Annotated in this window: 23 protein-coding genes; 7 read left to right on the top strand and 16 right to left on the bottom strand. The window is 52.3% G+C overall.

What is annotated here, in order from left to right:
- Positions 1–267: hypothetical protein (locus CJP46_RS36855; protein ID WP_218831041.1), on the top strand; the 267-nt coding region annotated here is incomplete at its 5' end.
- A gap of 276 nt (positions 268–543) precedes the next feature.
- On the opposite strand, the gene CJP46_RS19950 is transcribed toward CJP46_RS36855, so the two are convergent.
- The 5 genes from CJP46_RS19950 to CJP46_RS19930 all read right to left on the bottom strand — a co-directional run bounded on the left by CJP46_RS19950 (position 544) and on the right by CJP46_RS19930 (position 5,900).
- Entirely contained in the window at positions 544–1,962 is a 1,419-nt protein-coding gene (locus CJP46_RS19950) for an NAD-dependent malic enzyme (protein ID WP_094597364.1), read from the bottom strand.
- 168 nt (positions 1,963–2,130) lie between these two features.
- Positions 2,131–2,778, bottom strand: a complete 648-nt coding sequence (locus CJP46_RS19945) for a TerC family protein (protein ID WP_094597401.1) — start codon at positions 2,776–2,778, stop codon at positions 2,131–2,133.
- A gap of 23 nt (positions 2,779–2,801) precedes the next feature.
- Positions 2,802–4,328, bottom strand: a complete 1,527-nt coding sequence (locus tag CJP46_RS19940) for a tripartite tricarboxylate transporter permease (protein WP_094597363.1) — start codon at positions 4,326–4,328, stop codon at positions 2,802–2,804.
- 11 nt (positions 4,329–4,339) lie between these two features.
- Positions 4,340–4,801 carry a tripartite tricarboxylate transporter TctB family protein gene (locus tag CJP46_RS19935; protein ID WP_094597362.1) on the bottom strand — a complete coding sequence of 154 codons (462 nt, stop codon included), beginning with the start codon at positions 4,799–4,801 and terminating at the stop codon, positions 4,340–4,342.
- 64 nt (positions 4,802–4,865) lie between these two features.
- Positions 4,866–5,900, bottom strand: coding sequence for a tripartite tricarboxylate transporter substrate binding protein (locus tag CJP46_RS19930; RefSeq protein WP_094597361.1), 1,035 nt, complete (start codon positions 5,898–5,900; stop codon positions 4,866–4,868).
- 242 nt (positions 5,901–6,142) lie between these two features.
- On the opposite strand from CJP46_RS19930, the gene CJP46_RS19925 reads away from it, so the two are divergent.
- Complete coding sequence (locus tag CJP46_RS19925) at positions 6,143–7,789, top strand: ATP-binding protein (protein ID WP_094597360.1); 1,647 nt, start codon at positions 6,143–6,145, stop codon at positions 7,787–7,789.
- The gene (locus CJP46_RS19920) at positions 7,758–8,474 is read left to right on the top strand and encodes a response regulator (protein ID WP_306431060.1); all 717 of its coding nucleotides are present in this window, start codon (positions 7,758–7,760) and stop codon (positions 8,472–8,474) included. The genes CJP46_RS19925 and CJP46_RS19920 overlap by 32 nt, the downstream gene beginning before the upstream one ends.
- A 50-nt stretch (positions 8,475–8,524) precedes the next feature.
- Here CJP46_RS19920 and CJP46_RS19915 read toward each other — a convergent pair whose 3' ends face one another.
- Positions 8,525–9,352, bottom strand: coding sequence for an AraC family transcriptional regulator (locus CJP46_RS19915; protein ID WP_094597359.1), 828 nt, complete (start codon positions 9,350–9,352; stop codon positions 8,525–8,527).
- 208 nt (positions 9,353–9,560) lie between these two features.
- Here CJP46_RS19915 and CJP46_RS19910 point away from each other — a divergent pair, with 208 nt between their 5' ends.
- The 3 genes from CJP46_RS19910 to CJP46_RS19900 all read left to right on the top strand — a co-directional run bounded on the left by CJP46_RS19910 (position 9,561) and on the right by CJP46_RS19900 (position 12,787).
- The gene (locus CJP46_RS19910; protein WP_094597399.1) at positions 9,561–10,724 is read left to right on the top strand and encodes a Gfo/Idh/MocA family protein; all 1,164 of its coding nucleotides are present in this window, start codon (positions 9,561–9,563) and stop codon (positions 10,722–10,724) included.
- Positions 10,725–10,831: 107 nt separating this feature from the next.
- Entirely contained in the window at positions 10,832–11,680 is an 849-nt protein-coding gene (locus CJP46_RS19905; protein ID WP_094597358.1) for a sugar phosphate isomerase/epimerase family protein, read from the top strand.
- A gap of 12 nt (positions 11,681–11,692) precedes the next feature.
- Complete coding sequence (locus tag CJP46_RS19900) at positions 11,693–12,787, top strand: Gfo/Idh/MocA family protein (RefSeq protein WP_094597398.1); 1,095 nt, start codon at positions 11,693–11,695, stop codon at positions 12,785–12,787.
- Positions 12,788–12,995: 208 nt separating this feature from the next.
- Here CJP46_RS19900 and CJP46_RS19895 read toward each other — a convergent pair whose 3' ends face one another.
- The gene (locus tag CJP46_RS19895; protein ID WP_094597357.1) at positions 12,996–13,268 is read right to left on the bottom strand and encodes a NifU N-terminal domain-containing protein; all 273 of its coding nucleotides are present in this window, start codon (positions 13,266–13,268) and stop codon (positions 12,996–12,998) included.
- Between the two features lie 153 nt (positions 13,269–13,421).
- Here CJP46_RS19895 and CJP46_RS19890 point away from each other — a divergent pair, with 153 nt between their 5' ends.
- Positions 13,422–14,174: an SGNH/GDSL hydrolase family protein gene (locus CJP46_RS19890; protein WP_094597356.1), complete on the top strand. Its 753-nt coding sequence runs from the start codon at positions 13,422–13,424 to the stop codon at positions 14,172–14,174.
- Positions 14,175–14,486: 312 nt separating this feature from the next.
- Here CJP46_RS19890 and CJP46_RS19885 read toward each other — a convergent pair whose 3' ends face one another.
- From CJP46_RS19885 to CJP46_RS19845, 9 genes are all read right to left on the bottom strand, one after another.
- Positions 14,487–15,653, bottom strand: a complete 1,167-nt coding sequence (locus CJP46_RS19885) for an SEC-C metal-binding domain-containing protein (protein WP_179281242.1) — start codon at positions 15,651–15,653, stop codon at positions 14,487–14,489.
- A 199-nt stretch (positions 15,654–15,852) separates the two neighbouring features.
- Positions 15,853–17,730 (bottom strand): molecular chaperone HtpG, encoded by a 1,878-nt coding sequence (htpG, locus tag CJP46_RS19880; RefSeq protein WP_094597354.1) that lies wholly within the window; start codon positions 17,728–17,730, stop codon positions 15,853–15,855.
- A 248-nt stretch (positions 17,731–17,978) separates the two neighbouring features.
- Complete coding sequence (locus CJP46_RS19875) at positions 17,979–18,866, bottom strand: carbohydrate ABC transporter permease (protein WP_094597353.1); 888 nt, start codon at positions 18,864–18,866, stop codon at positions 17,979–17,981.
- Between the two features lie 18 nt (positions 18,867–18,884).
- Positions 18,885–19,754, bottom strand: a complete 870-nt coding sequence (locus CJP46_RS19870; protein ID WP_256992437.1) for an ABC transporter permease — start codon at positions 19,752–19,754, stop codon at positions 18,885–18,887.
- A 203-nt stretch (positions 19,755–19,957) separates the two neighbouring features.
- Positions 19,958–21,595, bottom strand: a complete 1,638-nt coding sequence (locus CJP46_RS19865) for a type 2 periplasmic-binding domain-containing protein (protein WP_094597351.1) — start codon at positions 21,593–21,595, stop codon at positions 19,958–19,960.
- 386 nt (positions 21,596–21,981) lie between these two features.
- The gene (locus CJP46_RS19860) at positions 21,982–22,287 is read right to left on the bottom strand and encodes a Dabb family protein (protein WP_094597350.1); all 306 of its coding nucleotides are present in this window, start codon (positions 22,285–22,287) and stop codon (positions 21,982–21,984) included.
- A 117-nt stretch (positions 22,288–22,404) separates the two neighbouring features.
- Positions 22,405–24,093 (bottom strand): sensor histidine kinase, encoded by a 1,689-nt coding sequence (locus CJP46_RS19855; RefSeq protein ID WP_256992431.1) that lies wholly within the window; start codon positions 24,091–24,093, stop codon positions 22,405–22,407.
- Positions 24,056–24,808: a response regulator transcription factor gene (locus CJP46_RS19850; RefSeq protein ID WP_094597349.1), complete on the bottom strand. Its 753-nt coding sequence runs from the start codon at positions 24,806–24,808 to the stop codon at positions 24,056–24,058. Before CJP46_RS19850 ends, CJP46_RS19855 begins: the two co-directional genes overlap by 38 nt.
- Positions 24,809–25,124: 316 nt before the next feature.
- The gene (locus tag CJP46_RS19845) at positions 25,125–26,321 is read right to left on the bottom strand and encodes a Gfo/Idh/MocA family protein (protein ID WP_094597348.1); all 1,197 of its coding nucleotides are present in this window, start codon (positions 26,319–26,321) and stop codon (positions 25,125–25,127) included.
- Positions 26,322–26,433: the final 112 nt, after the last annotated feature.

Below are 26,433 nucleotides of genomic sequence, written 5' to 3'. Positions count from 1 at the left end.
CGTCCTGAGCCAGGATCAAACTCTCCAATAAAGTTGGAAGAATCTGCTCACCCGAAGGGAGTAGCTTTCCAACGAAAGTTTGTAGCTCATTTTGAAACTGACGAGATTGATTTAATCTCAAGTTGCTCCGGTCCGAAGACCGTCGCATGTATACTCACTCGTTGTTCAGTTTTCAAAGATCAAACTTCGTTTTCGTTACCGCCTTATGTTTCAGCAGCAACTCTTATAATATATCATGTTCATTTCTTAATTGCAAGCTTTTTTTAAAAAAATTTCTTTTTACTTGCCGGCGCTTTATCAGCGGCCGGATTTATAATTTACCACGTCTGGACCTTTATAACAAGTTGTAAAATATTCCATATTGATATTACGTTATAACATGGAGCTCAGTTTGATTTTAACAGACACCTTCCAACCGCTATATGAAATAAGAACATAAGAATTCGTACATTTGGGATTCACTCCATCTTCAACTTCTCATGTACCGAAAAAAACGCGATTACTCGCGGCTGCACATTAAATATAAGATGGGATAAATGATCACTAAATACCGCGTTCCCTTCGCCTTGCCACTCCTGAGGCATAGGCAGCCTGAATTACGGCTTCTTTTACCTTATCTGCAACATGAGGATTAAAGACACTCGGGATAATATACTGCTCATTCAGCTCATCCTCCCCCACAACCGAAGCAATGGCCATGGCGGCAGCAATCTTCATCTCCTCGGTCACCCTGGAGGCTCGGCAATCGAGTACTCCGCGAAATAGTCCTGGGAAACAAAGAACATTGTTAATCTGATTCGGATAATCCGAACGGCCTGTGGCCATTACCCGTACAATGCCCTCCGCTTCCTCCGGCGCAATTTCCGGTGTTGGGTTCGCCATAGCGAAGACGATGGGATCGGAAGCCATCTTAGCGATATCGTTTCGCTTTAATATACCAGGTCCTGACACACCGATAAAAATATCAGCACCCGTAATCACGTCCGATAATGTCCCCGACTCCTTGTCCGGATTCGTATGCTCCGCGTACCAACGCCAGGCGTCATGAGTATATTCGTTCCCACGGACTATTGCGCCGTCCCGATCAACTCCAACGATCCGCGTAACACCGGCAGCTTGAAGGATTTTGGTGCAGGCAATGCCGGCTGCACCGATGCCGCACAGCACGATCTTGCAATCCTCGAGCCTCTTCCCGACCAATTTAACTGCATTATAGAGGCCTGCCAACAGAACGACAGCCGTCCCATGCTGATCATCATGAAAAATAGGAATGTCCAACTCCTGGATCAGCCGCCGTTCAATTTCAAAGCAGCGCGGAGACGAGATGTCTTCCAGATTGATACCTCCAAAGGCCGGAGCAATCCGTTTAATCGTCGCGATAATTTCCTCCGTATCCTGCGAGTCCAGACAGATGGGGAAGGCATCAACACCCGCCAGCTGCTTGAACAGCATCGCTTTCCCTTCCATCACGGGCATTGCGGCAAGTGGACCGATGTTTCCGAGCCCGAGCACGGCACTCCCATCTGACACCACTGCAATCGTGTTGCGTTTGATGGTAAGGGTGTGGGCACTGGAAGGGTCCTCATGAATTGCCATACATACACTGGCAACACCGGGAGTATAAACTCGTGACAGATCATCCCGCGATTTGATGGCCATTTTCGGTGTCACCTCAATTTTCCCTCCCAAATGCATCAGGAATGTCTGGTCAGAAACCTGCAGAACCTTGACGCCGGGAAGTTTATCCAAAACCTGTACAATTAGATCTTTCGTTCCCGTATCCGTGATATTGACCGTCAGGTCCCGAATCGTAGTGACCTTTCCCGTCCCGCTGACATCAATGGCGACAATATCTCCCCCTGAATCCCCGATCGCCATAGCGATCCTTCCAAATGCAGCCGAGGCCTTGTCCATTTCCACCCGGACGACGATATTCGTGCTCCCCGATTTCGGCACAGCCATATCTCCCACGCTCCCCATCATCAAATTTCAACCAATAGGCCGCGCCAGATAACACCTTTTTTATCGCCTCTTGGCCACTTCCTAATCAGATCCGTTAAAATATAAGTTAATCATTTACCTTTGTGAGGTACTTGCGCCCGGATTGCTCCGGGATTCATGCATCTGACGCTAGTGCTGCATCAATCTCCCCCCAAGGACAACCAAAACGGCGAGCACCAACGGGATGATGATGTAAAAAACATGAGGTAAAGCTTCCATAAAACCGGCGAACCTCTTTTCTTTTAGGATCATTTCGCCCGCTGTGTAGCCGAGAAGCGCAACGCCAAGAATAACGATGACCGGAAATTTGTTCATTAGAGACATTAGCAGTCTGCTGCCCCAAATAATTAATGGGATACTAACTGCAAGTCCGACGGCGATTAAGACGTAATTCCCTGACGCCGCTCCGGCCACCGCTACCACATTATCAAGGCTCATCACCAGATCGGCGATCATAATGGTTTTGATGGCTCTTCCGAGGTGGGCGCTTGCTTCAAGCTTTTCCTCTCCTTCTTCGCCGGACATGAGTTTGAGCGCAATCCAGAGCAGCATAATGCCTCCCGTCAACTGTACGAAAGGAATCTGCAGCAGCCAAACGGCAGCAATGGTCAGTACAAAGCGGAGAACAATCGCACCGGAACTGCCAAGGAATATCGCCTTCTTCCTCTGTTCGGGCGGCAGGTGTTTGCAAGCGAGAGCGATAACGACAGCGTTATCGCCGCTCAGCACGATATTAATAACAATAATTTTCAAAAGACCGAGAAGCAGCCACTCCATATCCATAAATGACATTTCCTTTCCTAGCCTTCCTCATTAACAAGAACCTTCTTGCCTTTCAGCTTCAGGATCAACGGGATCGTAATCCATAACAGTCCAATAAACAGAAATACCAGGGAAACCGGCTTCTGAAGGAATATCATAAAATCGCCGTTGGAAATCGTAAGCGCGCGCCGCATGTTATTCTCCATCATAGGTCCGAGAATAAGTCCGAGCACGAGAGGCGCAAGCGGAAAGTCGTTTTTGGACAACACATACCCAACGACGCCGCAACCCATAATTAACAATAGATCGAATGTCGAATACTGGACGGCGTACACCCCGAAGACCGAAAAGACGATAATCAAAGGAATTAAATATTTAGCAGGCGTTTCGATCACCTTCGCGAACAGCTTGACTAGAGGCATATTGAGAATCAGCAGCATGAGATTGCCGACGAACATACTCGCAATAACCCCCCATGCCAACTGGGGATGATCCTGAAACAGCAAGGGACCCGGCTGCACATTGTACATAATAAAAGCACCCATCAAAATCGCCGTCGTACCGGAAGACGGAATCCCCAGACTGAGCAGTGGGATCATGGCACCTCCGGAAGCCGCATTATTCGCCGATTCCGGCGACGCTACCCCCTCGATAGCGCCTTTCCCGAATTTCTCGGGATGTCTGCTGATCTTCTTTTCAACAATATATGCAAAAAAGGATGCTAGAATGGCCCCTGCTCCTGGCAGCAGGCCTATAAAGAAACCTAGAATGGAACCGCGGGCGATCGGTGCAGCGCTATCCTTCATATCCTGCTTCGTCGGCAGAATACGGCTGATTTTTGCGATTTCTCCGTCGTTATTGTCCCGCTCCAAAATGGTCTTAAACACTTCCCCTACCGCAAACATGCCTACGGCAATCGTCAAAAATTCCAGTCCCTGATAAAGCTCAGGAATCCCGAAGGTAAACCGCTCTACACCGGATACGCTGTCGATCCCGATCGTCGCGAGAAGCAGTCCGAACGCTGTCATTATCAGCGCCTTGACCATCGATTTGCCGGCCAGACCGCTTATGGCAAGCAGTCCAAGCACCATCAACGAAAAATATTCTGCAGGACCAAACTTGATCGCAACCGCCGATAATGGGCGGGCCAGGCAGATAAGTCCAACCAAGGAGATGATGCCTGCGGCGAACGAACCGATGGCCGATATCGCCAACGCCGCTCCCGCTCGTCCCTGCTTCGCCATTTGGTATCCGTCCAATGTCGTGACAACAGACGAGGATTCGCCGGGGGTATTGAGCAGTATCGAAGTAGTGGACCCGCCGTACATCGCGCCGTAGTACACACCGGCCAGTAGGATAATTGAGCTTGTGGCTGCTTCTTCAGGACTCAGACCCGATGTCATGGTTGCAGTTATCGGAATAAGCAGTGCCACGCCGCTCATGGGACCGATGCCGGGCAGAACGCCAACGACGGTACCGATTAATACGCCAAAAAATACGAAGACCAGATTATGCCACTGCATCGCGGTCCCTAGTCCATGCAGCAAATACTCAACTGTGCTCACTGTTCAACCCCCTAGAAAAAGACTAACCAAGATGGAAAACCGGGAAGGGTACCATCCAGCACGTTGACATAAAGATAATACACACCGTAAGAGAAGCAGGCAGAGATTACAATTGAAGCCCAGATGCGGCCCCTCTGCATCGTTTGAAAGCCTATCATCAGAAACAGGAAGGTCGAGATGACGAATCCGATATCCTCCAGGAAAAGCGCGTACAGCACTGCGGCGGTAAAAATAATGCCGAAACGCCTGTAATCGAGCTTTTCTTGATTCTGCTGCTTCTGCTGCCTGCGGAAAGTTTCGTATATCAGCCTGATGCTCATCAGCGAAAGAAATGCGCCGAGAAACATCGGAAAGATATTCGCGCCGACGTTGCTGCCATAGGCACTTGTCGATATACTTGTGCTCCCGATGACAAAAGCGATGCCGACCGCACAAAATACGATACCGGCATAGCGGTCAAATGTATGATTCATCGTCTTCACGCCTCCTCTTCAGACAGGGGAAAGAAAGACTCTTCCCCTGACGTTCCTATCGCCGTTACTTCTGCATGCCGAGAGCGGTCAGCATTTCCTTGAGCTGATCATTTTGCTGGGCCAGGAAAGCCTTGAAATCGTCGCTGTTCTTGTAATCATTTTCCCAGTTGTTCGCCGTCATCTCGGCCGCCCACTCTTTCGTTTCGGTCATTTTTTTAATAGCCTGATCCCAATAGCTCTTGGCTTCAGCGCTCATCTCCTTGGGACCAAAAATACCTCGCCAAATGAGAAATTCAGCTTCAATTCCCTGCTCCTTCATGGTCGGTACGTCTTTCAAGCTTCCCCCCAGACGTTCAGGGGCGGCCACGGCGAGCACCTTGATTTTTCCAGCCTTTAAATACTGGTCAAGCGACGAGGCATCCGTACCCAGCACATCCGCGTTGCCGCCAAGCAGCGCGGTAATGGCTTCGCCTCCCCCGTCGTAAGACACGTACTTTACGCTTTTGGGATCAATTCCATACTTGAATGCCGGGAGAATGGACACGAGATGATCCATGGAGCCTGGGGCTGAGCCGCCGGCGATCGTGAACTTGGCCGGATCTGCTTTCAAATCATCAAGCAGCGATTTCAGATCGTTGTATTTGGAGTTAGCCGATACGGCAATAGCACCGTAGTCCTTTGTCAGCTGGGCCAGCGGCGTCGTATCCTGATATCCATACGGCGAGTTGCCTTCCTTTTTCAAATTGTTGATCAGGATCGGCGGAGAGCTGACAAACAATCTGTAGTCATCCTTCTTGTCCTTGGTCGCGTACTCGGCCATGAAAACCGCGCCGCCTCCGCCCGGTTTATTTTCTACCGTGATAGCCTTGTTGGTAGCCTTCGTCTCGGTTAATACCTTGGCGATGGTGCGGGCTGTCATATCCCATCCTCCTCCCGCTCCTGACGGTGCCACGAGCGTTAAGGCTTTTTCGGGATAATTGGACCCTTTGGAAGCCCCTTCCTTGTTCGCTGCTCCTCCATTGGCACAAGCGGCTAAACTGAGCGCCAGCACCATTGCGGGAATCACTTTCCAGGTTTTATTCCGCATTTTTGTATTCATCTAAGTACCCTCCGCATCATTCATCTAAACTTTCTTCCCACATGCTGCCGCACTGATGTATGCGCTTTCTTTTTTGTGGTTCTCAGCATATCACCCGCTGCAGCTTTAGCAAATGTTAAGCACATAAGATCTAAAAACACGATTATGGGCATTTTGTTCATTTTGTTCACGATAAGATGAAAGCCCTTTCAAACAGGTTTATGCTACAATAAAAGCAAAAAAACGGGGGGCGTCCGGTATTCATGCGGCTGCAGACAAAATTGATTTGGATCATCTGTTCCCTGATTGCCTTTATCACCCTCAGCCTAAGCGGTATTTTTTATGTCGTGATCACGAACATTTTCGAGGACCAGATCGGTCAGCGTGCCTTAAAAGTAGCCGAAACTCTAGCCATCATGCCGGAGATTAGAAAAGCCTTCAGCGAGCCGGATCCCTCGGCCATCATCCAGCCTATTTCTGAAAACGTCCGGATCAAAACAGACGCCCAGTACATCGTTGTAGGAAACCGCGAAGGCATACGATATTCGCATCCGCTGCCGGACCGGATCGGAAAATCCATGGTTGGCGGCGACAACGGCCCTGTGCTTGCGGGACATTCCATCGTGTCCAAAGCTACCGGCTCCATGGGGCCTTCCGTTCGGGGGAAAGCCCCTGTTATCGCGGACGACGGAACGGTGATCGGTATCGTCTCGGTTGGATTCCTGACAGATAACATCGATCGGATAAATGATGTATACCAAAATGAAATTTTATTGGTCTGCTTGATCGGTCTGGCCGTCGGCGCTAGCGGAGCCGTTCTGATTGCGCGCAGCGTAAGACGCTCCATCCATGGTCTTGAGCCCAGGGAGATTGGCGCGCTGTATACAGAGAAAAAGGCGGTCCTGGAATCGATCCGCGAAGGAATCATCGCCATTAACCGGGATGGTTTCATTACGATGGCTAACCGTTTCGCGCTTCAGTTGATGAATCTATCGGAGAACGAAACGATCATGGGAAAACATATAGAGGACGTCCTTCCGAACACGCGGCTGCTGGAGGTGGTCCGGAGCGGCGAATCCGAGTTCGACCGGGAGATGCTGATCGGCGACCACGAAGTGATCGTAAACAGGCTCCCTATCATGGATATGAACAATCAATTAACCGGGGCGGTCTCCAGCTTCCGCAGCAAGCCGGAACTATACCGGCTGGCCGAAGAATTATCCCAGGTCAAGCGTTTTGCAGAATCGCTGCGGGCGCAGACGCACGAATACTCCAACAAGCTCTATGTCATATCTGGCCTGATCCAGCTGGAGTCTTACCAAGAAGCGGTAGACCTGATCAATCGCGAAGTGAACGTCCACCAGCATTTGATTCAGTTTGTTATGAGGGAAATCCCGGACCCGGTCATCGGTGGGCTGCTGATCGGCAAGTACAATCACGCCCAAGAGCTGAAGCTTTCCTTTGAGATCGATCCTGAGAGCACGTTCGCTGACATCCCGGACAATATGGACCGCAGCCTGCTCGTGACCATTATCGGAAATTTGATCGACAACGCGATGGAAGCCGTTCTTGCACGGCAAACCTTCTCCGAATCCAAAGGCGAAGTTACGCTGTTTCTGACGGATTTGGGTGAGGACCTGATTATCGAATGCGAGGATAACGGAATCGGCATTCCGGAAGACATCGGAGAAACGATCTATGAAAAGGGCTTCTCTACCAAACCGGGGGCACACCGCGGGATCGGGCTTGCCCTTGTCGTTCATGCGGTCAGTAAGTTAAGCGGTTACATTACGTTCAATCGAAATACAGCGGGCGGCGGTACGGTCTTTACGGTGGCGATCCCCAAACAACCCGGTCTATTCAGAAAGGAGCATCCCAATGGAAATGCCAGGACAAAACGCAGTCCTTGAGGTGTTAATCGTAGAGGATGACACAAAAATCGCGGAAATTAACCGGCGGTTCATTGAACAAGTGCCCGGGTTTAAAGTCGTCGGCATCGCCACGGATGAAATACAGGCAAAGTCGCAGCTGGAAATCCTGGAGCCCCATCTGGTGCTCTTGGATATCTATCTGCCTCACGCGAATGGCTTGGATTTGCTGCTGTTCATCCGTCAGCATTACCGAAGCACAGATGTAATTATGATTACCGCCGCCCGGGAAATCGAACCGATCCGGGAAGCCATCCGCAGCGGTGCGTTCGATTATCTCATGAAGCCGCTCATCTTCGACAGACTGAAGGAGACGCTGCTGCACTACGCGGCCTTCCAACGGGAATTATCCCGGCTGGATACGGCCGGCAGCATCGGCCAGAGCGATGTGGACCGCTTGCTGGCAAGCCCAGTCAAAGCGGAGCCGCTCTCCGAGAATACATTTCTTCCCAAAGGGATTGATAAACTCACGCTCGAAAAAGTCGTCCATACCATATCGACAGTGAATGAGGGGCTAACCGCCCATCAGGTGGCCAAGCTGATCGGCATCAGTCGCTCGACTAGCCGGAGATACCTGGAACATCTCGTAGGTTTCGGTATTGTCTTTGCCGACGTATCCTATGGTCTCGTTGGCCGTCCGGAACGCGTATACCGAAGCAAAAAATAACCCGTCTGCAAATTGCAGGCGGGTTCCTTTTCTCCATATGAAGATCGTTCTTAACGCGTACATGCCCGGTACTCCGTCGGCGACATGCCCGTATGCCCCTTGAACTGCCGGGAAAAGTGCGACAGCTGCATCCCGAGCTGATCGGCAATATCCGCGATAGGCGCGTTCGTAAATGAAAGCAGGCGTCTAGCTTCCTCCATCCGTTTGCGCTGAACGTAATGCATCGGCGTGCAGCCCATCGCTTTTTTAAAATAAGGAATAAAGTAGTTCGGATGCAGGTGGACGATCTCGGCCAGCTTTTCGATTTCCATCGATTCACGGAGATGGTCATGAATGTACTGCAGCACGCCGCCGAGCTTGTTCCCTTCCGTATGCTGCATGAAATCGATCCAATAGTCGGTGTATCCGCCTTCTTCCAGGCAGCAGGCCAGCATGTGCAGCAGACCCGCCTGCATGCGCAAGGCCGCAAAAGGCCCGCCCTCTTGAAATTGACCGATCATATCGTTAAAGGTGCTTCGAATAAAATCCGCGTCGCCGACGTCGCTGATATAAAGCTTGCTCCCCGCATGGAACAAGGGCCACTCCCCCACCTGCGCGTCAAAATGGCAAAAATAGCGCGTGTATGGATTTTCCTTGGACGTGTAGGTCGTCTGGCTCGTACCCGCAGGCATGATCATCAGTTGGTTCGGCTTGGGATAATACGTAACGCCGTTGATTACGACCGAGCCTTCACCTTCCGTGATGTAATAGAGCCGATGAAAGCTTGGGGCGACTTCGGCCCGGTTCCAGTCGGGAAAGCCCCTCTTGAGCTGGACGTGACTGACATGCATCCGAAGCCCTTCCGGAAGACGCGCGCCAAGCTGCATGGCCTGTGCCATATCAAGCCCCTCCTTATATAGAAAATAGTCGTCTGATGTACTGCCATTGTATCATCCCCATTTTACGAAAACACCTTAATTTTATGCAAAACCCTCTTAATCTAAGCCATTTGCTTCCCCTGTCATTCGGGCTAAGCTTGAGAAAGATGAAATGGCTTACATGCCTGCAAACTTTGTTCATAATCAATGGGAAGGCGGGATTTTTAAGATGGAGCAAGTACGATACGGCATTATCGGCATCGGTAATATGGGAAGCAGTCATGCACTGAGTTTGGTGGATAAAATCAAGGGGGCGCAGCTGACGGCGATATGCGATACCAGCCCGGCCCGTCTGGAGTGGGCGCAGGCCCATCTGCCGGAATCGGTGCAAAGGTTCGACACGCCGGAGGCGTTCTTCGCTTCGCACGCAATGGATGTCGTCCTGATCGCCGCTCCGCATTATGATCATCCTGCGCTGGCGATCAAAGCTTTTGAGAACGGATACCACGTCATCGTCGAGAAACCAGCCGGGGTGTACACCAAGGCGGTTCGTGAAATGAACGAGGCTGCTTCCGAATCGGGCAAGCTGTTCGGTATTATGTACAACCAGCGCACCTCGCCGCTGTATACCAAGCTGCGCGACCTGGTGCAGTCCGGAGAACTGGGGAACATCAAACGGACCAATTGGATCATCACCAACTGGTACCGCTCGCAGAGCTACTATAATTCCGGCGGATGGCGTGCCACGTGGGCCGGCGAAGGCGGCGGCGTGCTGCTGAATCAGGACCCGCACCAGCTGGACCTGTGGCAGTGGACGACAGGCCTGATGCCGAAGCGCGTCCGCGCATTTTGCCACTTTGGAAAATACCGCAACATCGAGGTCGAAGACGATGTCACCGCTTATGTTGAATATGAAAACGGAGCTACCGGCGTATTCGTGACCACCGTCGGCGAAGCGCCGGGAACGAACCGGTTCGAGCTCTCCGGAGATAACGGAAAAATCGTCGTCGAAGACGACAAGATCACCTTCTGGCGCCTGCGCGTGCCCGAGCCACAGTTCAACGCGGAATATACCGGCGGATTCGGCCAGCCGGAATGCTGGAAATGCGACATTCCGGTGCACGGGGGACACGGTCCTCAGCATAACGGAATTTTGCAGAACTTCACCAACGCACTGTTGAACGGAGAGAAGCTGATCGCCCCGGGCGAAGAAGGCATCCGCGGCCTGACGATCTCGAACGCGATGCATCTGTCTGCCTGGACGGACAACTGGGTGGACCTTCCGCTCGACGAGGATCTCTTCTACGACAAGCTGCAGGAGAAGATCAAAAACTCGACGTTCCGCAAGGAAGCTGCCGGCGGCAAAGTGCTCGACGTCTCGGGAACCCACTGATCCGCTTGGCAATAGCAAGTTCAAGTTAGCTTCCATAGCATCGGTACCTGATTATAGATGAATGACTTCCATGGACATCCCATTTTCGATAAGAGGAGAATCGCCCTATGAAACTATCGGTATTTACCGTCGTCACCCCGGATCTGAATCCTGAAGAGCTTGTGCAAGCCGCAAACGAAGCCGGACTGGATGGCGTGGAATGGCGCTTCAAGGAAGTTCCCGCAAGCGCCGCAAGCGAGAAGCCGTCGTTCTGGAGCAACAATTTGTGCTCGATCGACCCTTCCCTTCCCGCGGATCAAATGCGGAAATTCAAAGACCTGGCCCTTGCGCAGGGGCTTGAAGTCGTCAGCATCACCCCTTATTTGAACCATTTGGACCTAAAGGATACGGAGCATGTGTTCCGGACGGCCAAAGAGCTAGGTGCAAAAATGATCCGCATCGGCGTGGCGGGCTACAACGGAAGCTCAGACTACAACGAGCTGTACGACAAGACGGTCCGCTATTTAAAAGAAGCCGAGCAAATGGCCAAACAGTACGGCGTCAAGGGCGTCATTGAAACCCATCACGGTACAATCGCGCCGAGCGCCGGGCTAGCCCACCGTCTGGCCAGCCACTGCAGCCCGGACCATATCGGCGTCCTGTACGACCCGGGCAACATGATCCATGAAGGCTTCGAGCATTCCCGGATGGGCCTTCAGCTTCTCGGTCCTTACCTCGCTCACGTTCACATCAAAAATGCCGAGTGGGTCCGTGAGGGGACCCGGGAAGACGGAACGGTCAAGTGGCGTTCGAAATGGGCGCCGATGCGCGAAGGCATCGTAGATTTCACCTCGCTGCTCAATGACCTGAAATCCGTCGGTTACGACGGGTACTTGGGAATAGAAGATTTCAGCGAACAATATTCCTCGCGTGAGCTGCTGAAAGAGTTCGCGCAGCTCATGCGCGAAAGGATGTGACAGGCCATGACCATACAAAATAAAGACGGAATGAACTACGCGCCGGAAGGCAAGCCGGACCATGTCGTGGAGCCGGGACAATTTGTTTTTGCGGCGGCGGCTTTGGATCACGGGCACATCTATGGCATGTGCAACGGGCTGATCGAAGCCGGGGCGACGCTGAAATGGGTATACGATCCGGATCTGGCGAAAAGTCAGGCTTTTGCCGATAAGTTTCCGCAAGTACAGATCGCGGACAGCCTTGAGCAGGTGCTCGAGGACCCCGAGGTCCGACTAGTGGCCGCAGCTGCGGTGCCCAGCGAACGCGGCCCCCTCGGGCTGCAGGTGATGGACGCCGGAAAAGACTATTTTACCGACAAAACACCGTTCACCTCACTGGACCAGCTGGAAGCGGCGCGCCGGAAAGTGAAGGAAACCGGGCAAAAATACGCCGTGTATTACAGCGAGCGGCTTCATGTGGAGTCGGCGGTCTATGCCGGTCAGCTCGTGCAGAAAGGAGCCATCGGCCGAGTCATTCAGGTGACCGGCTTCGGCCCGCACCGGCTGAACGCGCCGTCTCGTCCGGACTGGTTTTTCGAGAAGGATAAATACGGCGGCATTCTGTGCGATATCGGGAGCCATCAAATCGAGCAGTTCCTGTTCTATGCCGGCTGCAAGGACGCCAAGGTTCTGCACAGCAAAGTAGCGAACTACAACAACCCGGATTACCCCGAGCTTGAGGATTTCGGCGACGCGACCCTGGTAGGCGACAATGGCGCTACCCAGTACTTCCGGGTCGACTGGTTCACGCCGGACGGTCTCGGCACCTGGGGCGACGGCCGGACGATCATCCTCGGCACCGAAGGCTACATCGAGCTGCGCAAATACATCGACATCGCACGTGATCCGCGCGGCGATCATGTCTACCTGGTGAACCGGGACGGCGAGCAGCACTTCGAAGTCAAAGGCAAAGTGGGCTATCCTTACTTCGGCCAGCTTATTCTCGACTGTCTGAACCGGACTGAGAATGCCATGACTCAGGAACACTGCTTCAAAGCGGCGGAGCTGTGCCTCAAGGCGCAGGAAGCGGCCGTACGTATCGATCAGGTGATGCAGACAAATTCGTAGCCGCATCTAAAATAGATTTGCGGCGGCCAAGCTTGACGATTTTACTATAAGCAAAAAGCTCCCGTATCGCGCTCATTCCTCTACGTTGAGGCTAAGAGCACGGCGGGAGCTTTTTCATTCATTCAATTCGGATTCATCAAATTTGTCCCGAATTATGGCGGATAGCTTTTCTGGCCCGCTGCTTTTCGTGCAGCGCACTCAGCTGTTATTATTCTCCGTAGACGTTGGTAAACGCCTCTTCGATTTTCGGAACAATGTTCTCCCAATCGGCGTCCGGCATTTTGCTGACGGTGACGAATGTCCCGATGCCAAAGATGTTGTCCACTCCGTCGATGCTGAGCAGCGCGCCAGCGAGCGGATGGTCGGTGTTGTCCCCTTTTTTCAGCGAGGTGCTCTTCGGCCCTTCGAACAGGCTCTGGCTCGCATTGACTTTAAGCGAGTGCGGGTTCGGGGTCTGCTGAATCTGAATGGATACGGCCATGCTTAATCACTCCCTTCTGGCTATAACTGTACCATATTGTCCATTTTTCACCAAAGCCGGGACGCCCATCCGGACGGAAAGCGACATCATTTGCGCTTGGCGAAGCCCTGGATTACAATTAAAGGAATTGAACGGTTAGGGAGAGGTGAAGAAATGAGCGACAGCAGACTGGAGCCCGGAATAGACGCCACATACATCGTTTCCGGGGACTCGATTTCCAAGGGTGTCGTGTATGATGAAACACGCAGCAAATATGTCATCCTCGAGGATAATTATGTATCCCTTCTTCAGGGCAAACTGAAGGGGGCTGTGAAGAACACGGCAAGATTCGGCAATACGCTGATCAAAGGCATCGGCAGCCTGAAGAAGGAAATCCTGAAGGATAAGCCCAGCATGGTGCTGATTGAATACGGCGGCAACGATTGCGATTTTAACTGGAACGAAATTGCCAGCAATCCGGATGCGGAACACCGTCCCAAGACGGATTTCTCGCTGTTTGAGAAGATGCTGACGGATACGGTGAATTTTCTGAAAAGCCAGTCGATTACCCCGGTACTCATGAGCCTCCCTCCCCTCAACGCGGATAAATACTTCAAGTGGGTCAGCCGGGACAACCCCGAAGCGGAGCAAAACATCATGAAGTTCCTCGGCAGCGTCACCAAAATCTACTGGTGGCAGGAGCGTTATAATTCGACCATCCTCAAGGTGTCCGAGCTGACCAAAACCAAGTACATCGACGTGCGGGGTGCTTTTCTCGCCCATCCGGACTTTACCCAATTCATCTGCTCCGACGGCATTCATCCGAACCGGGACGGCCACCGCATCATTTACGACAAGGTTCTGGAGTTCGTCAAGGCCAACTACGGGCATTTGCTGAAAGACAATACGATAGGCTGCGAGGCGTGAATGAGAGGATGCGGGTATTGGAAATTTGGCTATAAATAGATAGATGCACTTTTGCATTTAATCCAACCGTACCGGGGAAAACCCAATCAAATAGATGCATTTTTGCAACTAATCGCGTGGTATGGCATTTGCATGATGGCTGTCAACCACATGGTTTGTACTTGGAAAAAGGCTGCCCCAATCAGGTGACTCACTCCTGGGGGACGGCCTTTTTAACGCGCAAAAAACGGCAGCCCCGGACATGACGTTCGCGTCCCGGACTGCCGCTCTTATAGCTGATGATCTATATAGGATAATTAGAGCCAGAAGCGTTTATTTTCCGTGGCATTTCTTGTATTTCAGCCCGCTGCCGCAAGGGCACGGCTCGTTGCGTCCCACCTTCGGCACGGTATCCGCTGCGGAAACGTTCACCAGCTTCACCAACTCCGGCTTTACGCCATCGGCAATGGCCTGAAGCTCCACCAGGGTAAAGCCGTTATTGGCCCACATCCGGGTATGGTTATAGATTTCAGTCAGCAGCTGAATCGTCTGCTGTGCCTGAAGCGGGTTTTTGAAATTGATTTTGCGGCTCTCGAATTCGTAGATCAGATCTTGAATCGAGGAGCCTTTGGCGCACGCCAGCTGGAGATCGTCAATCAGGTATTCCACCGTCTCCTGGTCCTTGCACAGCTCCCGCAGCACATACTGCTGTAGTGCGGACAACTGCGGCGTCATTTCAAAATACGTTTCGTCCGTATACCGGAGCAGTTCCTCCTGGTCCGGAACGTAATGCGGTTTCCCTTCGGCTTTCGCGATCCAGTCGTTGATCTTCTGCTCGTCCATGTCGTGGAGCAGATAGCCGTTCACGATATATTCGCCGTGCAGGAGCAAGTGCTCCCCCCGGCCGATCGCCCCGTTCACTTCATCCAGAAGCTCCTGCGAGCTCAGCGCCTGTTCATTCTGCGCATTATAGATCTCAAGAAGCTTGTCCACCTTAACCGCTCCGTACAGATGGGATGCGGCAACAATATATTGATAAGCCAGCTGGTGCTGGCCGTGCTGCTGTTTCAAAGCAGGCAAATCAGCCTTACGGATGGCGTCTCTTATTTCTTCCGGCATGATCAGATGCAGCTGACCTTCCGAAAAAAAGCTGAATACGAGCCCGCGATCCAGCAAAAACGCGTAATCCCCATATGGAATCGTATTATCTTGAACGGAAGACTCCTGAAGGAGCTTCTCAAACAGGCTCCATTCGGCACCATCCATCTGGAGCAGCATGGACGTCAAATTCCCCGTATTCGTGACGTAATCCGACAGCGCTTCGGCAAGTTCTTCTTTCTTCATCTTGGAACGACCTGTGATGCTGTGGACGGAAGCCAGCGCGGACAACCTCGTCTTGGTTAGGCTCAGCAAAATCTCGGACAAGCTGGTCATGGGTTCGCCGATGATGGCATGCTGTATATTCGTTTGTTCCAGTTGTAACGTAGGGTCTTCCAACATGTACACCTCTTCTTCGTTATTAAGCATGCGCAGCATGACCGATTAAGGCATCACCCTGCGCCCTTCTACCATTATACACGATGTTCGCTTCGCAGCCCGCCTTCCGGCAAAAAAAGGAACCCGGCCCGGAGAAAAAACTCCGGCAGGCCGGGTTGTACCGCCTGTCAAGCATCTGCCGCAAGTCCGGTAAGAGCTTGGCTTACACCATGATTTTGCAAATATCGTTCGTAAACTCGACCGGATCCTGAATCGGCAGCCCTTCGATCAGGAGCGCCTGGTTGAACAGCAGGTTCGTGTACAGCCCCAGCTTCTCCCGGTCCTTGTCATAAGCATCCTTCAAGGACTGGAACACTTCGTGGTGGACGTTAATCTCCAGCACCTTGTCGGCCTGGATGTCCTGGCCGCTCGGCATCGCTTTGAGCACTTTCTCCATTTCGATCGACAAGTCGCCTTCCGTGGACAGGCAGACCGGATGGGACTTCAGCCGTTTTGAAGCCTTGACGTCCTTCACCTTGCCGGAGAGAATGTTCTTCATCTCCTCGAAGAGCTCCTTGCTCTCCGTCTCCGCCGCTTCATCTTTCTTGTCTGCTTCCGTCTCGATGCCGAGATCGCTGCTTGATACCGATTTGAATTCCTTGTCCTTGTATTTCATCAGCATTTTGATGGCAAACTCGTCGATATCGTCGGTGAAATACAGAATTTCGTAGCCTTTATCGGTCACCATTTCCGTTTGCGGCAGCTTCTCAAGCCGCTCCACCGATTCGCCGGCCGCGTAGTAAATATATTTCTGATCCTCCGGCATACCGGATACGTATTCGTCCAGCGTCACCAGCTTCTTTTCCTTAGAAGAGGTAAACAGCAGCAGATCCTGAAGAACGTCCTTATCCGCGCCGTAATTGTTGTATACGCCAAACTTCAGCTGTCTGCCGAACGCCTCATAGAACTTCTCATAATTCTCACGCTCATCCTTGAGCAGCGTCTGCAGTTGGCTCTTGATCTTACTCTTGATATTTTTTGCGATCAGCGTCAGCTGACGGTCATGCTGCAGCATTTCTCGGGAAATGTTCAGCGACAGGTCCTCGGAATCGACCATTCCTTTGACGAAGCTGAAGTAATCCGGGAGCAGGTCGCCGCATTTTTCCATGATAAGGACGCCGTTCGAGTAGAGCTCAAGCCCCTTCTCGTATTCCTTCGTATAATAATCGAACGGGGTGTGCTCCGGAATGAACAAGATCGCGTTGTAAACAACGGCGCCGTCCGCCTTGATGTGCACATGAGTGAGCGGCTTGTCAAACCCGTAGCGCTTCTCGTTGTAAAAGTTGACGTAGTCCTCTTCGGTCAGCTCGCCCTTGTTCTTGCGCCAGATCGGAACCATGCTGTTCACGGTCTGCTCCTCGCGGTATTCCTCAAACTCGCCGTCCGCGCCCTCTTTCGGCCGGTGTCCGGTGACTTCCATCTTGATCGGGTACCGGATAAAGTCCGAGTACTTCTTGATGATCGTCCGAAGGCGGTAATCCTCCAGAAACTCATCGTAATTGTCTTCTTCCGTGTTTTCTTTGATTGTCAAAATAATTTCCGTACCCAAGGCGTCCTTCGCAGCAGGCTCAATCGTATATCCGTCCGCTCCAGCAGACTCCCACTTGTACGCCGTATCGGAGCCTAACGCCTTGGTGATGACCGTCACCTGGTCCGCCACCATGAAGGCCGAATAGAAGCCGACCCCGAACTGGCCGATAATGTTGTGGCCTTCCTTGGCTTCGTTCTCATTCTTGAAGGCCAGCGAACCGCTCTTGGCGATGACGCCCAGATTGTTCTCCAGTTCCTCCTGTGTCATCCCGATGCCCGTATCGGAAATCGTCAGCGTTCTGGCTTCTTTATCCGGCGTGATCCGGACGTAATAATCGTCTTTGTTGAATACCAGCTGGTCGTCTGTTAGCGCTTTATAATAGATTTTATCGATAGCGTCGCTGGCGTTGGAGATGAGTTCGCGCAAAAAAATCTCCCGCTGCGTATAAATGGAGTTGATCATCATTTCCAGCAGTCGTTTGGATTCGGCCTTAAACTCTTTCTTGGACATCTAGAATACTCCCTTCAACGAACATAGTATCTTAGCACTCAAACATAATGAGTGCTAATTATTCTTATTTTTATATAACATAAGTTCATTTTTGAAGTCAACATTTGGTTATCCGCTCTGCTTATCGCTTCCACTCCGGCAAGTCCCGGCGAACGCCGAACAGGGCTGACCCGGCAGCTTTTTGCAAAGCTTGGCGGTCAGCCCCGTCCTTTATGATCGCTGTCATGTTCTGCCTATCCAGGATCCGTCTATTCCTTGACCGACCCCAGTACGATGCCGTGAATGAGATACCGCTGCAGGAACGGATAAATCAGCAGGATCGGTATCATGGATACGAGAATTTTAGCCGAGTTGAGCGTGGTGTTGGAGATTTTGTTGTACTGCTGCAGCTGCTCGACCGACAGATTCTGCATTTGGTCACGGGTCAAATTCAGCTGCTGCAGATACGTTTGCAGCGGAATTTTATGGCTGTCGTTGATCAGCACAATCCCGTCAAAGAAGTTGTTCCAGTGGCCCACGATGACAAATAAGGTGATCGTCGCCAGGCTGGGCAGGGAAACCGGGATGAAGATGTGCCACAAAATTTTCAGCGGACCCGCCCCGTCGATAAAGGCCGCCTCCTCCAGCTCCTTCGGAATCCCTTTGAAAAAGTTCATCAGCAGGATGACGTTAAAGACCGGGACTGCGCCGGGCAGCACGAGCGCCCAGATCGAGTTGATCAACCCCAGCTTGCTGATGACCATATACCATGGAACAATGCCGCCGCTGAACAGCATCGTGAACACGATGATCCACATGTAGACGTTGCGGGCCCGGAACTGCGAGGCCGTTCTCGACAGCGGGTATGCCATCAGAATCGTCAGCAGCATGTTGATGGCTCCGCCCAAGGCGACCCGTTCCACCGACACGAGGAAAGCTCTCCAAAACTTCTCGTCATCCAGAATTTTGACGTAGGAGGAGAAATTAATATCTACCGGGAGAAAATACACCCTGCCCGCATTGACCGCGGTGCTGCTGCTCACCGACACCATGATCGTATTGATGATCGGGGCCAGGGACAGGCAGGCGATCAGCACCAGCACCAGGATGATCAGGAAGCGGGAAGCCTGCGCCCCGAACGTTCTCGATTGTATCATGCAAATCAGCGCCCCTTTCTAGAAAATCCGGTAACCGGCGTATTTGGAAGCCAGCTTGTAGGACACGATGATCAGCACGAAGCTGATGACCGATTTCATCAAGCCGACCGCGGTGGCAAACGAATACTGCATCTGAATCAGACCCATCCGGTATACGAACGTATCAATGATATCCCCGGTCTGATACACCAGCGGATTGTACATATTAAATACCTGATCGAAACCGGCATTCAGCACATTGCCCAGGCTCAGCGTGCCGAGCAGAACGATCGTCGGCAAAATTCCCGGCAGTGTAATGTTCAGCGTCTGCTTCCACCGGCTTGCCCCGTCAAGAGCCGCCGATTCGTACAGGGAAGGATTGATGCCCGTCAGGGCGGCCAGATAGACGATCGTTCCGTAGCCGAACTCCTTCCAGGTGTCGGTCACGATCAACAGCGGCCTGAACCAGGTGTTGCTGGCGAGAAACATCGTCCGATCGAGTCCGAAGAGCTGCAGGATGTTGTTCACCATACCATCGTAAGAGAAGATCATCGTCATCATCGTGCCGAGCACGACCCAGGACATGAAGTGAGGAAGGTACACGATGGTCTGCACGGTGCTTTTAAACACTTTCAGACGTACTTCATTCAGCAGCAGCGCAAACACGATCGGCACGATCAGCCCCAGAATGATTTTCCCGACCGCAATGACCAGCGTATTGACGAAGATTTGCTTCGCGTCCGGGAGCTGAAACATATACGTGAAATTGGACAGCCCGGCCCATTTGGAGCCGAAAATGCCTTTGGCCGGAATGAATTTCTGAAAGGCCATCACGATGCCGAACATCGGGACGATGGAGAAAATGAACAGCAGCACCATGCCCGGCAGCAGCATGAAGTGATACGTCATTTCATGAAACGCTTTCCGTTTCTTCCGTATCCGTCCCGAAACCTGCCGCTCCGTCTTAAGACTTGCTTCCAGCGAAGACATGCTTATCACTTCCATTTATCCAGGATGTATTAACGGGGACCGGTAAACGGTCCGTAACAATAATGCAGGGAGCCAAACCGTAGCCGGGCTCCCTGACGATGCGTTCCAAAGCCTAGAAACCCTTATCTGCTGCTCATCTCTTCTACTTCCTGCGTAATCTCATCGCCGCCGGTCTTCTTCCATGTCGACACGAATTGATCAAAAGCATCGATGCCGGCTTGGCCCATGATGATCTTCAGCATCATTTCCTGCTCCATCTTCTGCAGGTTGGCCCATTTCAGCTTCATCGTTTCCGTCGTGCCGTAGAAGCCGGCCGGGATCACTTCGAGATTCGGGTTGTTCGCCTCCCGCTGCCCCTCAATCCGGGACAGATATTCGCCGTACGTATTAGCGTCGATCGCAGTTCCCTTTTGCTTGAACTCCTGGTACGCTTCGTAGGATACGACGCGGTCTTCCTGAATTCCGTCGGCACTGCCTGCTTTGTCAGCCTTCATAATGTCGTCGTAATAACGCTTGAGCACATCGTCATAGTCCACCTGCATAGGAATTTGCGTCGGCTCGTTATTCCAGCGGCTGTGGTCGGTCAGTCCTTCGCTGGCATGATCCTTCTTATACTGGACGGCGTCGTCCGTCAGCGAGTACAGGAAATCCGTTGTCAGGTTGATCGATTTCATGATCGCCTCGGGATGTGGGTACCCTTTGCGAACGACGACGATGCCCCCGCCGACCGGGTCCTGCCGGATCGTCTTGAATTTGCCGTTATCGTCCACTGGTGCGGAGACCGCCACCCATTCGGCTTTCGGATCCTGCTTGATGGAATCCTTGTAGTTCGTGTATCCGATCCACCATGGGTTAAAGAGCATGCCGGCCTGGCCGTTGATAACCAGAGCTTCCTTCTCTTCGTCCGAGCGGACCGCAAACTGCTTGTCGATCAGCCCTTCCTTGTAATGCTTGGCCAAATCGGCGAGCGCCTCTTTCATTTCGGGCTGCACGGAGCCGTACACGACCTTCCCGTCCTTCTTGATCCACTCGCCCGGGAACGCGTTATAGGCCGCAAAAATCGGCGAAAAATTCATCGCGTCCTGATTCATCCCGAATCCGATCGTCTTGCCGGTTCCGGAGACGTCCTTCTCCACGAAGGTTTTGGCCAGGTTCCATACATCGTCCACCGATTGCGGCAGCTTGCCGCCGACCTTGTCCATCCAATCCTTACGGATCCACAGCAGCTGATGCTGGTTGCCGATATTCGTCATCGGCAGACCCATGATTTTGCCGTCCACCTTCACTTGATCGAGCAGCAGCTCCCCGTAAGAAGAGTAAATGTTTTTGACGCCCTCGGAGGCGGTTTTTTCATATACCTCGGTCATATCTTCAATGAGGTCATTGTCCACGAGCTGGTTGAAAATCGTGCGGCTGACCAGCATCACGTCCGGCAGATCGCCGGTCGTCATCGACAAAGACAGCTTCTGGTCCATATCGTCGGTCTCCCAGGCCACCTTGGCCTTTACGTTCACCTTGCTTTCGACATATCGGGTCGCCATGTTATTCTCGATCGAATCGCCTTTCGGCAGATTGTTCGTATGGCTCGTATTGCGTCCGATGGTAAACTCCACCGGGGATTCGTACTTGCTGTACGGCTCATAGTCCTTTTCGCTGACAGCCTTGTCCTCCGCTTTGCCGCTTCCGCCGCCGCATCCGCTCGCAACGAGCGCTGTAATGACGGTGACGGCCAACAGAGACGATATTTTTCGCTTGTTCATCCCTTTGAACCCCTTTCTTGTCGATTCCTTGTACAAGTAAAATTGTATGCGGTTCCAAAAAAATCGTATATATCACATTTTTCCGTTCTGTGTCACTTTTTTCATGAATGCCCCGCGGGCAGCTTGGCCACATAAAAGGAGCGCCTCCGATCGGGGGCACTCCTCTGGCTTCTGGCGTAACGGTCGGCAGCCAGACGCTGTGGCGTGGGCTGCATTCATTCAAGCAAAAAAGCGACGAGCACATCACCCCGTTGATCGCCACCAATTCGAATGCGATCAAGGAATGGTTGACTCGTCGCCAAGGGATAGTTTCACATCGTCGGGGCGGCCAACCAGGCGTTGTTTAGGACCCGGTCAACCTTCACGCGGCCCCCCTTCAATCATGCTCAGCCCTGAATGGGGTAGTCCACCACCACGACCTGCTCGATCAAGCCATCGAGTTTGCGGACAAATTCCTGATGCGCCGGATGCGGCCCGTAGGCCTGCAGCGATTCGCGGTCTTTGAAAGTCACGCGAAGCCCAAGGCTGAACCCGTGGATGTTCTCCGTTTCCTCCGTTTCATTAAGGCCGGCCGTAAGCTCAACAATGCCGGGAATCTGATCTTTCAGCTCCCACAGCAGTCCGAGCAGCTCCTGCTCCAGCTCCGGTTCAAGGATGCGGTTAAATTTAAATGAGACCAAATGTTCAAACATGTGTGTTCCTCCTTATATGATCTTGCGTTCTTCGCGTTCTGCGTTCCTTACCTCTTTACTTTCTTTCCATACGAAGGCCCGCTCTTCCTTCTACCCGCCAAGCCCCACTACCGCCATTTATTGAACGGCAGCCGCGCTCTCGGCCAATCCGTTCGGTTCCGAGTCCACCGGCTTCAAGGGAAACGTCAGGGTGACCGTCGTGCCCTTCCCGGGAACGCTGTCGATAGCAAGGCCGTACGGCGGCCCGTAAAACAGCTTCATCCGGTCGTTGACGTTCTTCACGCCGGTTCCCCCGTTCTCGGCAGACAGCAGCTTTGCGGCCTGAACAGGGGTCATGCCGACGCCGTTATCCGTTACACTCAGTGTCAGGATGCGCTCGTGCCGGTGCGCTGCAATGACGATCCGCGGAGTTTCCTCGGCCTCCGGATCGGTGAAACCGTGTTTGATCGCGTTCTCAACAATCGGCTGCAGCACGAAGTGAATGATTTTCAAATCTGCCGTCTCATCCTCTACTTGGAACTCCACGTCAAAATCCCCGTCGTTCATGACGAGCTGCAAATCCAGATACGCCCGGATATGCTCGATTTCGTTCGAGACCGTCGCCATATCCCTTCCCCCGTTCAGGGTCGTCCGGTAGAACTTGGCCAGCGTCGAAACCATGTACCCGGTTTCTAAATCCCGCTTCTTTTTAGCCCGCCAGTGTATAAAAGACAGCGTGTTGTACAAAAAGTGAGGGTTGATCTGATTGATCAGCCGCTGGTACTCGCTCTGCTGCCTGGCGATTTCCGCTTGGTACACCTGGTGGATCAGGCTGTTAATGCGCCCCAGCATCTTACCGATACCGTTGGTCAGTTCCCCGAATTCGTCCCGCGAAGAGCTCTGGATGACTACGTCCAGGTTGTTCTGCTCGACCTTGTCCACCTTGTGCTTGAGATGAATGATCCGCCTCGTGAAGTTGTTCGACACGATATAGATCAGGAAAAAGGCGACGATCAGGCTTAAGGCAATAACGAGCAGGGTGATTTTGAAAAATGTCATCGCGTTACCATACGCATTTGCATTGGACAGATAATAATGGATCGTCCAGCCATTGCTCTTCAGCGTCCGGTCAAGCTGGGTCGCCCCTTGCGCGGGTGCGTCCGCCGCCTGTTCGCGGAATATCGTCTGATGCTGCGGACCCTCGATCTGCACGGTGATATGATCCGACAGCTTGTCCATGTCCGAGAAAATGCTGTCGTAATTGACCGAAATCACCATGTAATTGCTGTCCTTCAAATTGCTGATCAGCTCCTGCACCAGGTATACATGACTTCCGTCCACCACCCAATGCCTGCCCCGGTAACCGTCGAACCACGGCTTTTGCTTCAAATCGCTGAGCGGCAAAATGTTGTCCCGGATGCCCAGCAAATCCCCGGACGTATAGAAGGTAATGCCCTCAATATTGTCGTCCATCGTTTTCGTATTGGAAATGAGCGGGTCCATAATATCCCGAAAGTCGAGGAACATCTCGAAGTAGTTGTCCGCATAGTTCCGGGTAAACAGTTTCGAAAAGTCGCGGTTCAGCACGATAAATTCGCTCAGCGTATTATAGCGGTTGATTTTATAATCGAGAATGTTCGCCACTTGGTCCAGACTTGCCGCGGCTTCGCTCTTCAGCTCTTTCATTTGAATGCGGTAGGATTGGATAAAGGCGAGAACGCCGAGCAGCAGAATGGGAATCAGGGCGATAAAAAGGTGGGACAGCAGCAGCTTGTTGCGGAACCGGATATCATTGAACCTGCTCTTGATCCAGTGAAGCATGGACATTCCCGCTCTCTCTATACTGTAATGGGCTGACGCCGTAGTTGGTTTTGAACAGCCGGCAAAAATAAGAGGTGTTGTCGATGCCGACGAACGCCGCGATGTCGTTGATTTTCATATTGGAATTCATCAGCAGATGGCCTGCTTTGCGAAGGCGGAGGTCGGTCAAATATTTGGAAAAGTTCATCCCGGTTTCTTTCTTGAACAATATACTCAAGTATCCGGGGGACAAATACACCTCATTGGCCACCTCCGTTAAGGACAGGTCGCGCTGAAAGTGGTCCTTCACGAACTCCTTCACCTGGCGGATCACCTTCGATTCCTCTGATTCCATCTCCGGCTCGCCGGCATGGGGGCGAATATGCGTAATCTCCTCCATCACCTCCAAAAATTCCTCAGTCACAAGCGGCTTGAGCAGATAGTTCACGACGCCCAGCTTAATGGCGGTTTTCGCGTATTCGAATTCGTCGTATCCGCTGCAAATGACGATTTTGAGGTTGTCCTGCGTTTTTTTCGCCAGCCGGCCGAGCTCAAGGCCGCTCATCAGCGGCATTTTGACATCGGTAATCAGAATATCGATCGGGTGGCGGTTCAAAATGGTTTCGGCCGCGCGGCCATTCTCGGCTTCGAGCACGTGGAACGGAAACCGGTATTCCGATATCAAATCCTTAATGCCTTCTCTTTGGATATGCTCATCGTCTACTACAAGAACATTAAACATCGTACGGACTCGTCTCCTTATGAACAAATAATATGAAGGGAAAGGACCTTTTGGGCCAGCAGCGGCTGCGCTTTAACGATGCAAACGATGGAAGTAATTGATATATTAGGTATGTCTGCTTTTATTGCATTATATCATATGATGTGAAAGTGCTTTCAACAAATTGTTGGCTAGTAGGATAGGGATGCCCATCCGTTAGACAAAAAAAGAGCGCCGGCTTGATCGCCAGCGCCCTTAACCTGTACATTCGGCAATGTTTATCCGAAACGGAAACAGGCCACTCTTATCGAAAAAATCCCTTTGTCGTTCTATCGTTTTAGCGGCTCATCCACTTTCCGTTCGTGAAATCCGGAATCGCCACCGGATGACCGCCAAGCGCGATCGACTCTTCGGAAAGGGCCGAAATGCTCATCCATGCTGCCATATCGTACACATCAAGCGGCGTGTCCGTGCCGTTCTTCACGCATTCGATAAATTCGGAGTAAACCAGCCAGTCCATACCTCCGTGGCCGCCCTTCACGCCATCGCTGATGAATTTCTTCCAGATCGGATGCTCATACTGCTCGCGGAAGGAATCGGCGTTGCCCCACTGTTCCCTCCAGTCAAAGTGGTTCTCGTCATGCTGTCCGTCAACGTAAATGGAATGGTTCTCCTCCACATACATCCCCTTGGTGCCCCGGACCGTGAATCCTCTGGAGTAGTAGCGGGGAAGCGTCGTGTCGAGCGTGATCGTGATCGTTTCGCCATGGGCGCACTTGATGACGGTGGTGACGATATCGCCCTGCATGAATTCGGTCTGGGCGAGCGCGGAATCGGCGCCTCTCTCCCGGACGACGTATTCATGCATGCCTCTGGCTTTGGAAGACATGGAAACGAGGGATACCATCCGGTTGCCGTGGTTGATGCCCAGGATCTGGGCGATGGGTCCAAGCTCATGCGTCGGGTAGTTTTCACAGTTGCGGTGAATATAGTTGTTCAGGCGGTAATGCCGGTTTTCGATGCCGTAGGCAATTTCTTCGCGCAGATCATGATGGTAACCGCCGGCGCAGTGAACGATGTCGCCGAATACGCCCTGCTTGACCATGTTCAGCACCATCAGTTCTTCGCGTCCGTAGCAGCAGTTCTCCATAATCATGCAGGGTACGCCGGTGCGCTCATACGTCTCTACCAGCTTCCAGCACTCCTGCACCGAATAAGCGCCGCCGACTTCGCTGGCCACGTAGATCCCAGCTTCCATGCACGCCGCGGCAATATGAATATGATCCGCCCAGGATGCGCCGATAACAACGGCGTCCAGCCCCGGCAGGGCCACAACTTCGTGGTATTTCGTCGTCACCAGCGGTCTGGCGGTACCGGCCTCTTGAACATAACCGGCCGCCTGCTCGCAGCGATCCTCATACAGGTCGCAGACCGCGACAACTTCGACATCTTCCATATGCAGGATGATTCCTCTCAGCAGCCCCATGCCGCGTGCGCCGAGACCGATCATTCCAACACGCACCTTCTCCTTCACCCTCGATCACTCCTCCAAATTTTTGGTTGTTTTGGCTGTGAACAATGTAGTCCGATTTTGGCTATTCTATGGACTATACAAGCATATTTCTCTATGAAAGGGGTTATTCCTT

Source organism: Paenibacillus sp. XY044 (assembly GCF_002257645.1).
GTDB lineage: Bacteria > Bacillota > Bacilli > Paenibacillales > Paenibacillaceae > Paenibacillus_AQ.
Note: the sequence above shows the minus strand (reverse complement) of the source record. Positions and strands in the feature narration are given on the sequence as shown.

Excerpts from the sequence above, each read along its gene's own strand:
- CJP46_RS19935 (WP_094597362.1), bottom strand. The coding sequence starts at position 4,801 with ATGAATCATACATTTGACCGCTATGCCGGTATCGTATTTTGTGCGGTC.
- CJP46_RS19865 (WP_094597351.1), bottom strand. The coding sequence starts at position 21,595 with ATGAACAAGCGAAAAATATCGTCTCTGTTGGCCGTCACCGTCATTACA.
- CJP46_RS19925 (WP_094597360.1), top strand. The coding sequence starts at position 6,143 with ATGCGGCTGCAGACAAAATTGATTTGGATCATCTGTTCCCTGATTGCC.
- CJP46_RS19885 (WP_179281242.1), bottom strand. The coding sequence starts at position 15,653 with ATGTTGGAAGACCCTACGTTACAACTGGAACAAACGAATATACAGCAT.
- CJP46_RS19890 (WP_094597356.1), top strand. The coding sequence starts at position 13,422 with ATGAGCGACAGCAGACTGGAGCCCGGAATAGACGCCACATACATCGTT.
- CJP46_RS19915 (WP_094597359.1), bottom strand. The coding sequence starts at position 9,352 with ATGGCACAGGCCATGCAGCTTGGCGCGCGTCTTCCGGAAGGGCTTCGG.
- CJP46_RS19950 (WP_094597364.1), bottom strand. The coding sequence starts at position 1,962 with ATGGCTGTGCCGAAATCGGGGAGCACGAATATCGTCGTCCGGGTGGAA.
- CJP46_RS19855 (WP_256992431.1), bottom strand. The coding sequence starts at position 24,093 with ATGTCCATGCTTCACTGGATCAAGAGCAGGTTCAATGATATCCGGTTC.
- CJP46_RS19930 (WP_094597361.1), bottom strand. The coding sequence starts at position 5,900 with ATGAATACAAAAATGCGGAATAAAACCTGGAAAGTGATTCCCGCAATG.
- CJP46_RS19860 (WP_094597350.1), bottom strand. The coding sequence starts at position 22,287 with ATGTTTGAACATTTGGTCTCATTTAAATTTAACCGCATCCTTGAACCG.
- CJP46_RS19850 (WP_094597349.1), bottom strand. The coding sequence starts at position 24,808 with ATGTTTAATGTTCTTGTAGTAGACGATGAGCATATCCAAAGAGAAGGC.
- CJP46_RS19910 (WP_094597399.1), top strand. The coding sequence starts at position 9,561 with ATGGAGCAAGTACGATACGGCATTATCGGCATCGGTAATATGGGAAGC.
- CJP46_RS19905 (WP_094597358.1), top strand. The coding sequence starts at position 10,832 with ATGAAACTATCGGTATTTACCGTCGTCACCCCGGATCTGAATCCTGAA.
- htpG (WP_094597354.1), bottom strand. The coding sequence starts at position 17,730 with ATGTCCAAGAAAGAGTTTAAGGCCGAATCCAAACGACTGCTGGAAATG.
- CJP46_RS19870 (WP_256992437.1), bottom strand. The coding sequence starts at position 19,754 with ATGACGTATCACTTCATGCTGCTGCCGGGCATGGTGCTGCTGTTCATT.
- CJP46_RS19920 (WP_306431060.1), top strand. The coding sequence starts at position 7,758 with ATGGAAATGCCAGGACAAAACGCAGTCCTTGAGGTGTTAATCGTAGAG.
- CJP46_RS19895 (WP_094597357.1), bottom strand. The coding sequence starts at position 13,268 with ATGGCCGTATCCATTCAGATTCAGCAGACCCCGAACCCGCACTCGCTT.
- CJP46_RS19875 (WP_094597353.1), bottom strand. The coding sequence starts at position 18,866 with ATGATACAATCGAGAACGTTCGGGGCGCAGGCTTCCCGCTTCCTGATC.
- CJP46_RS19945 (WP_094597401.1), bottom strand. The coding sequence starts at position 2,778 with ATGGAGTGGCTGCTTCTCGGTCTTTTGAAAATTATTGTTATTAATATC.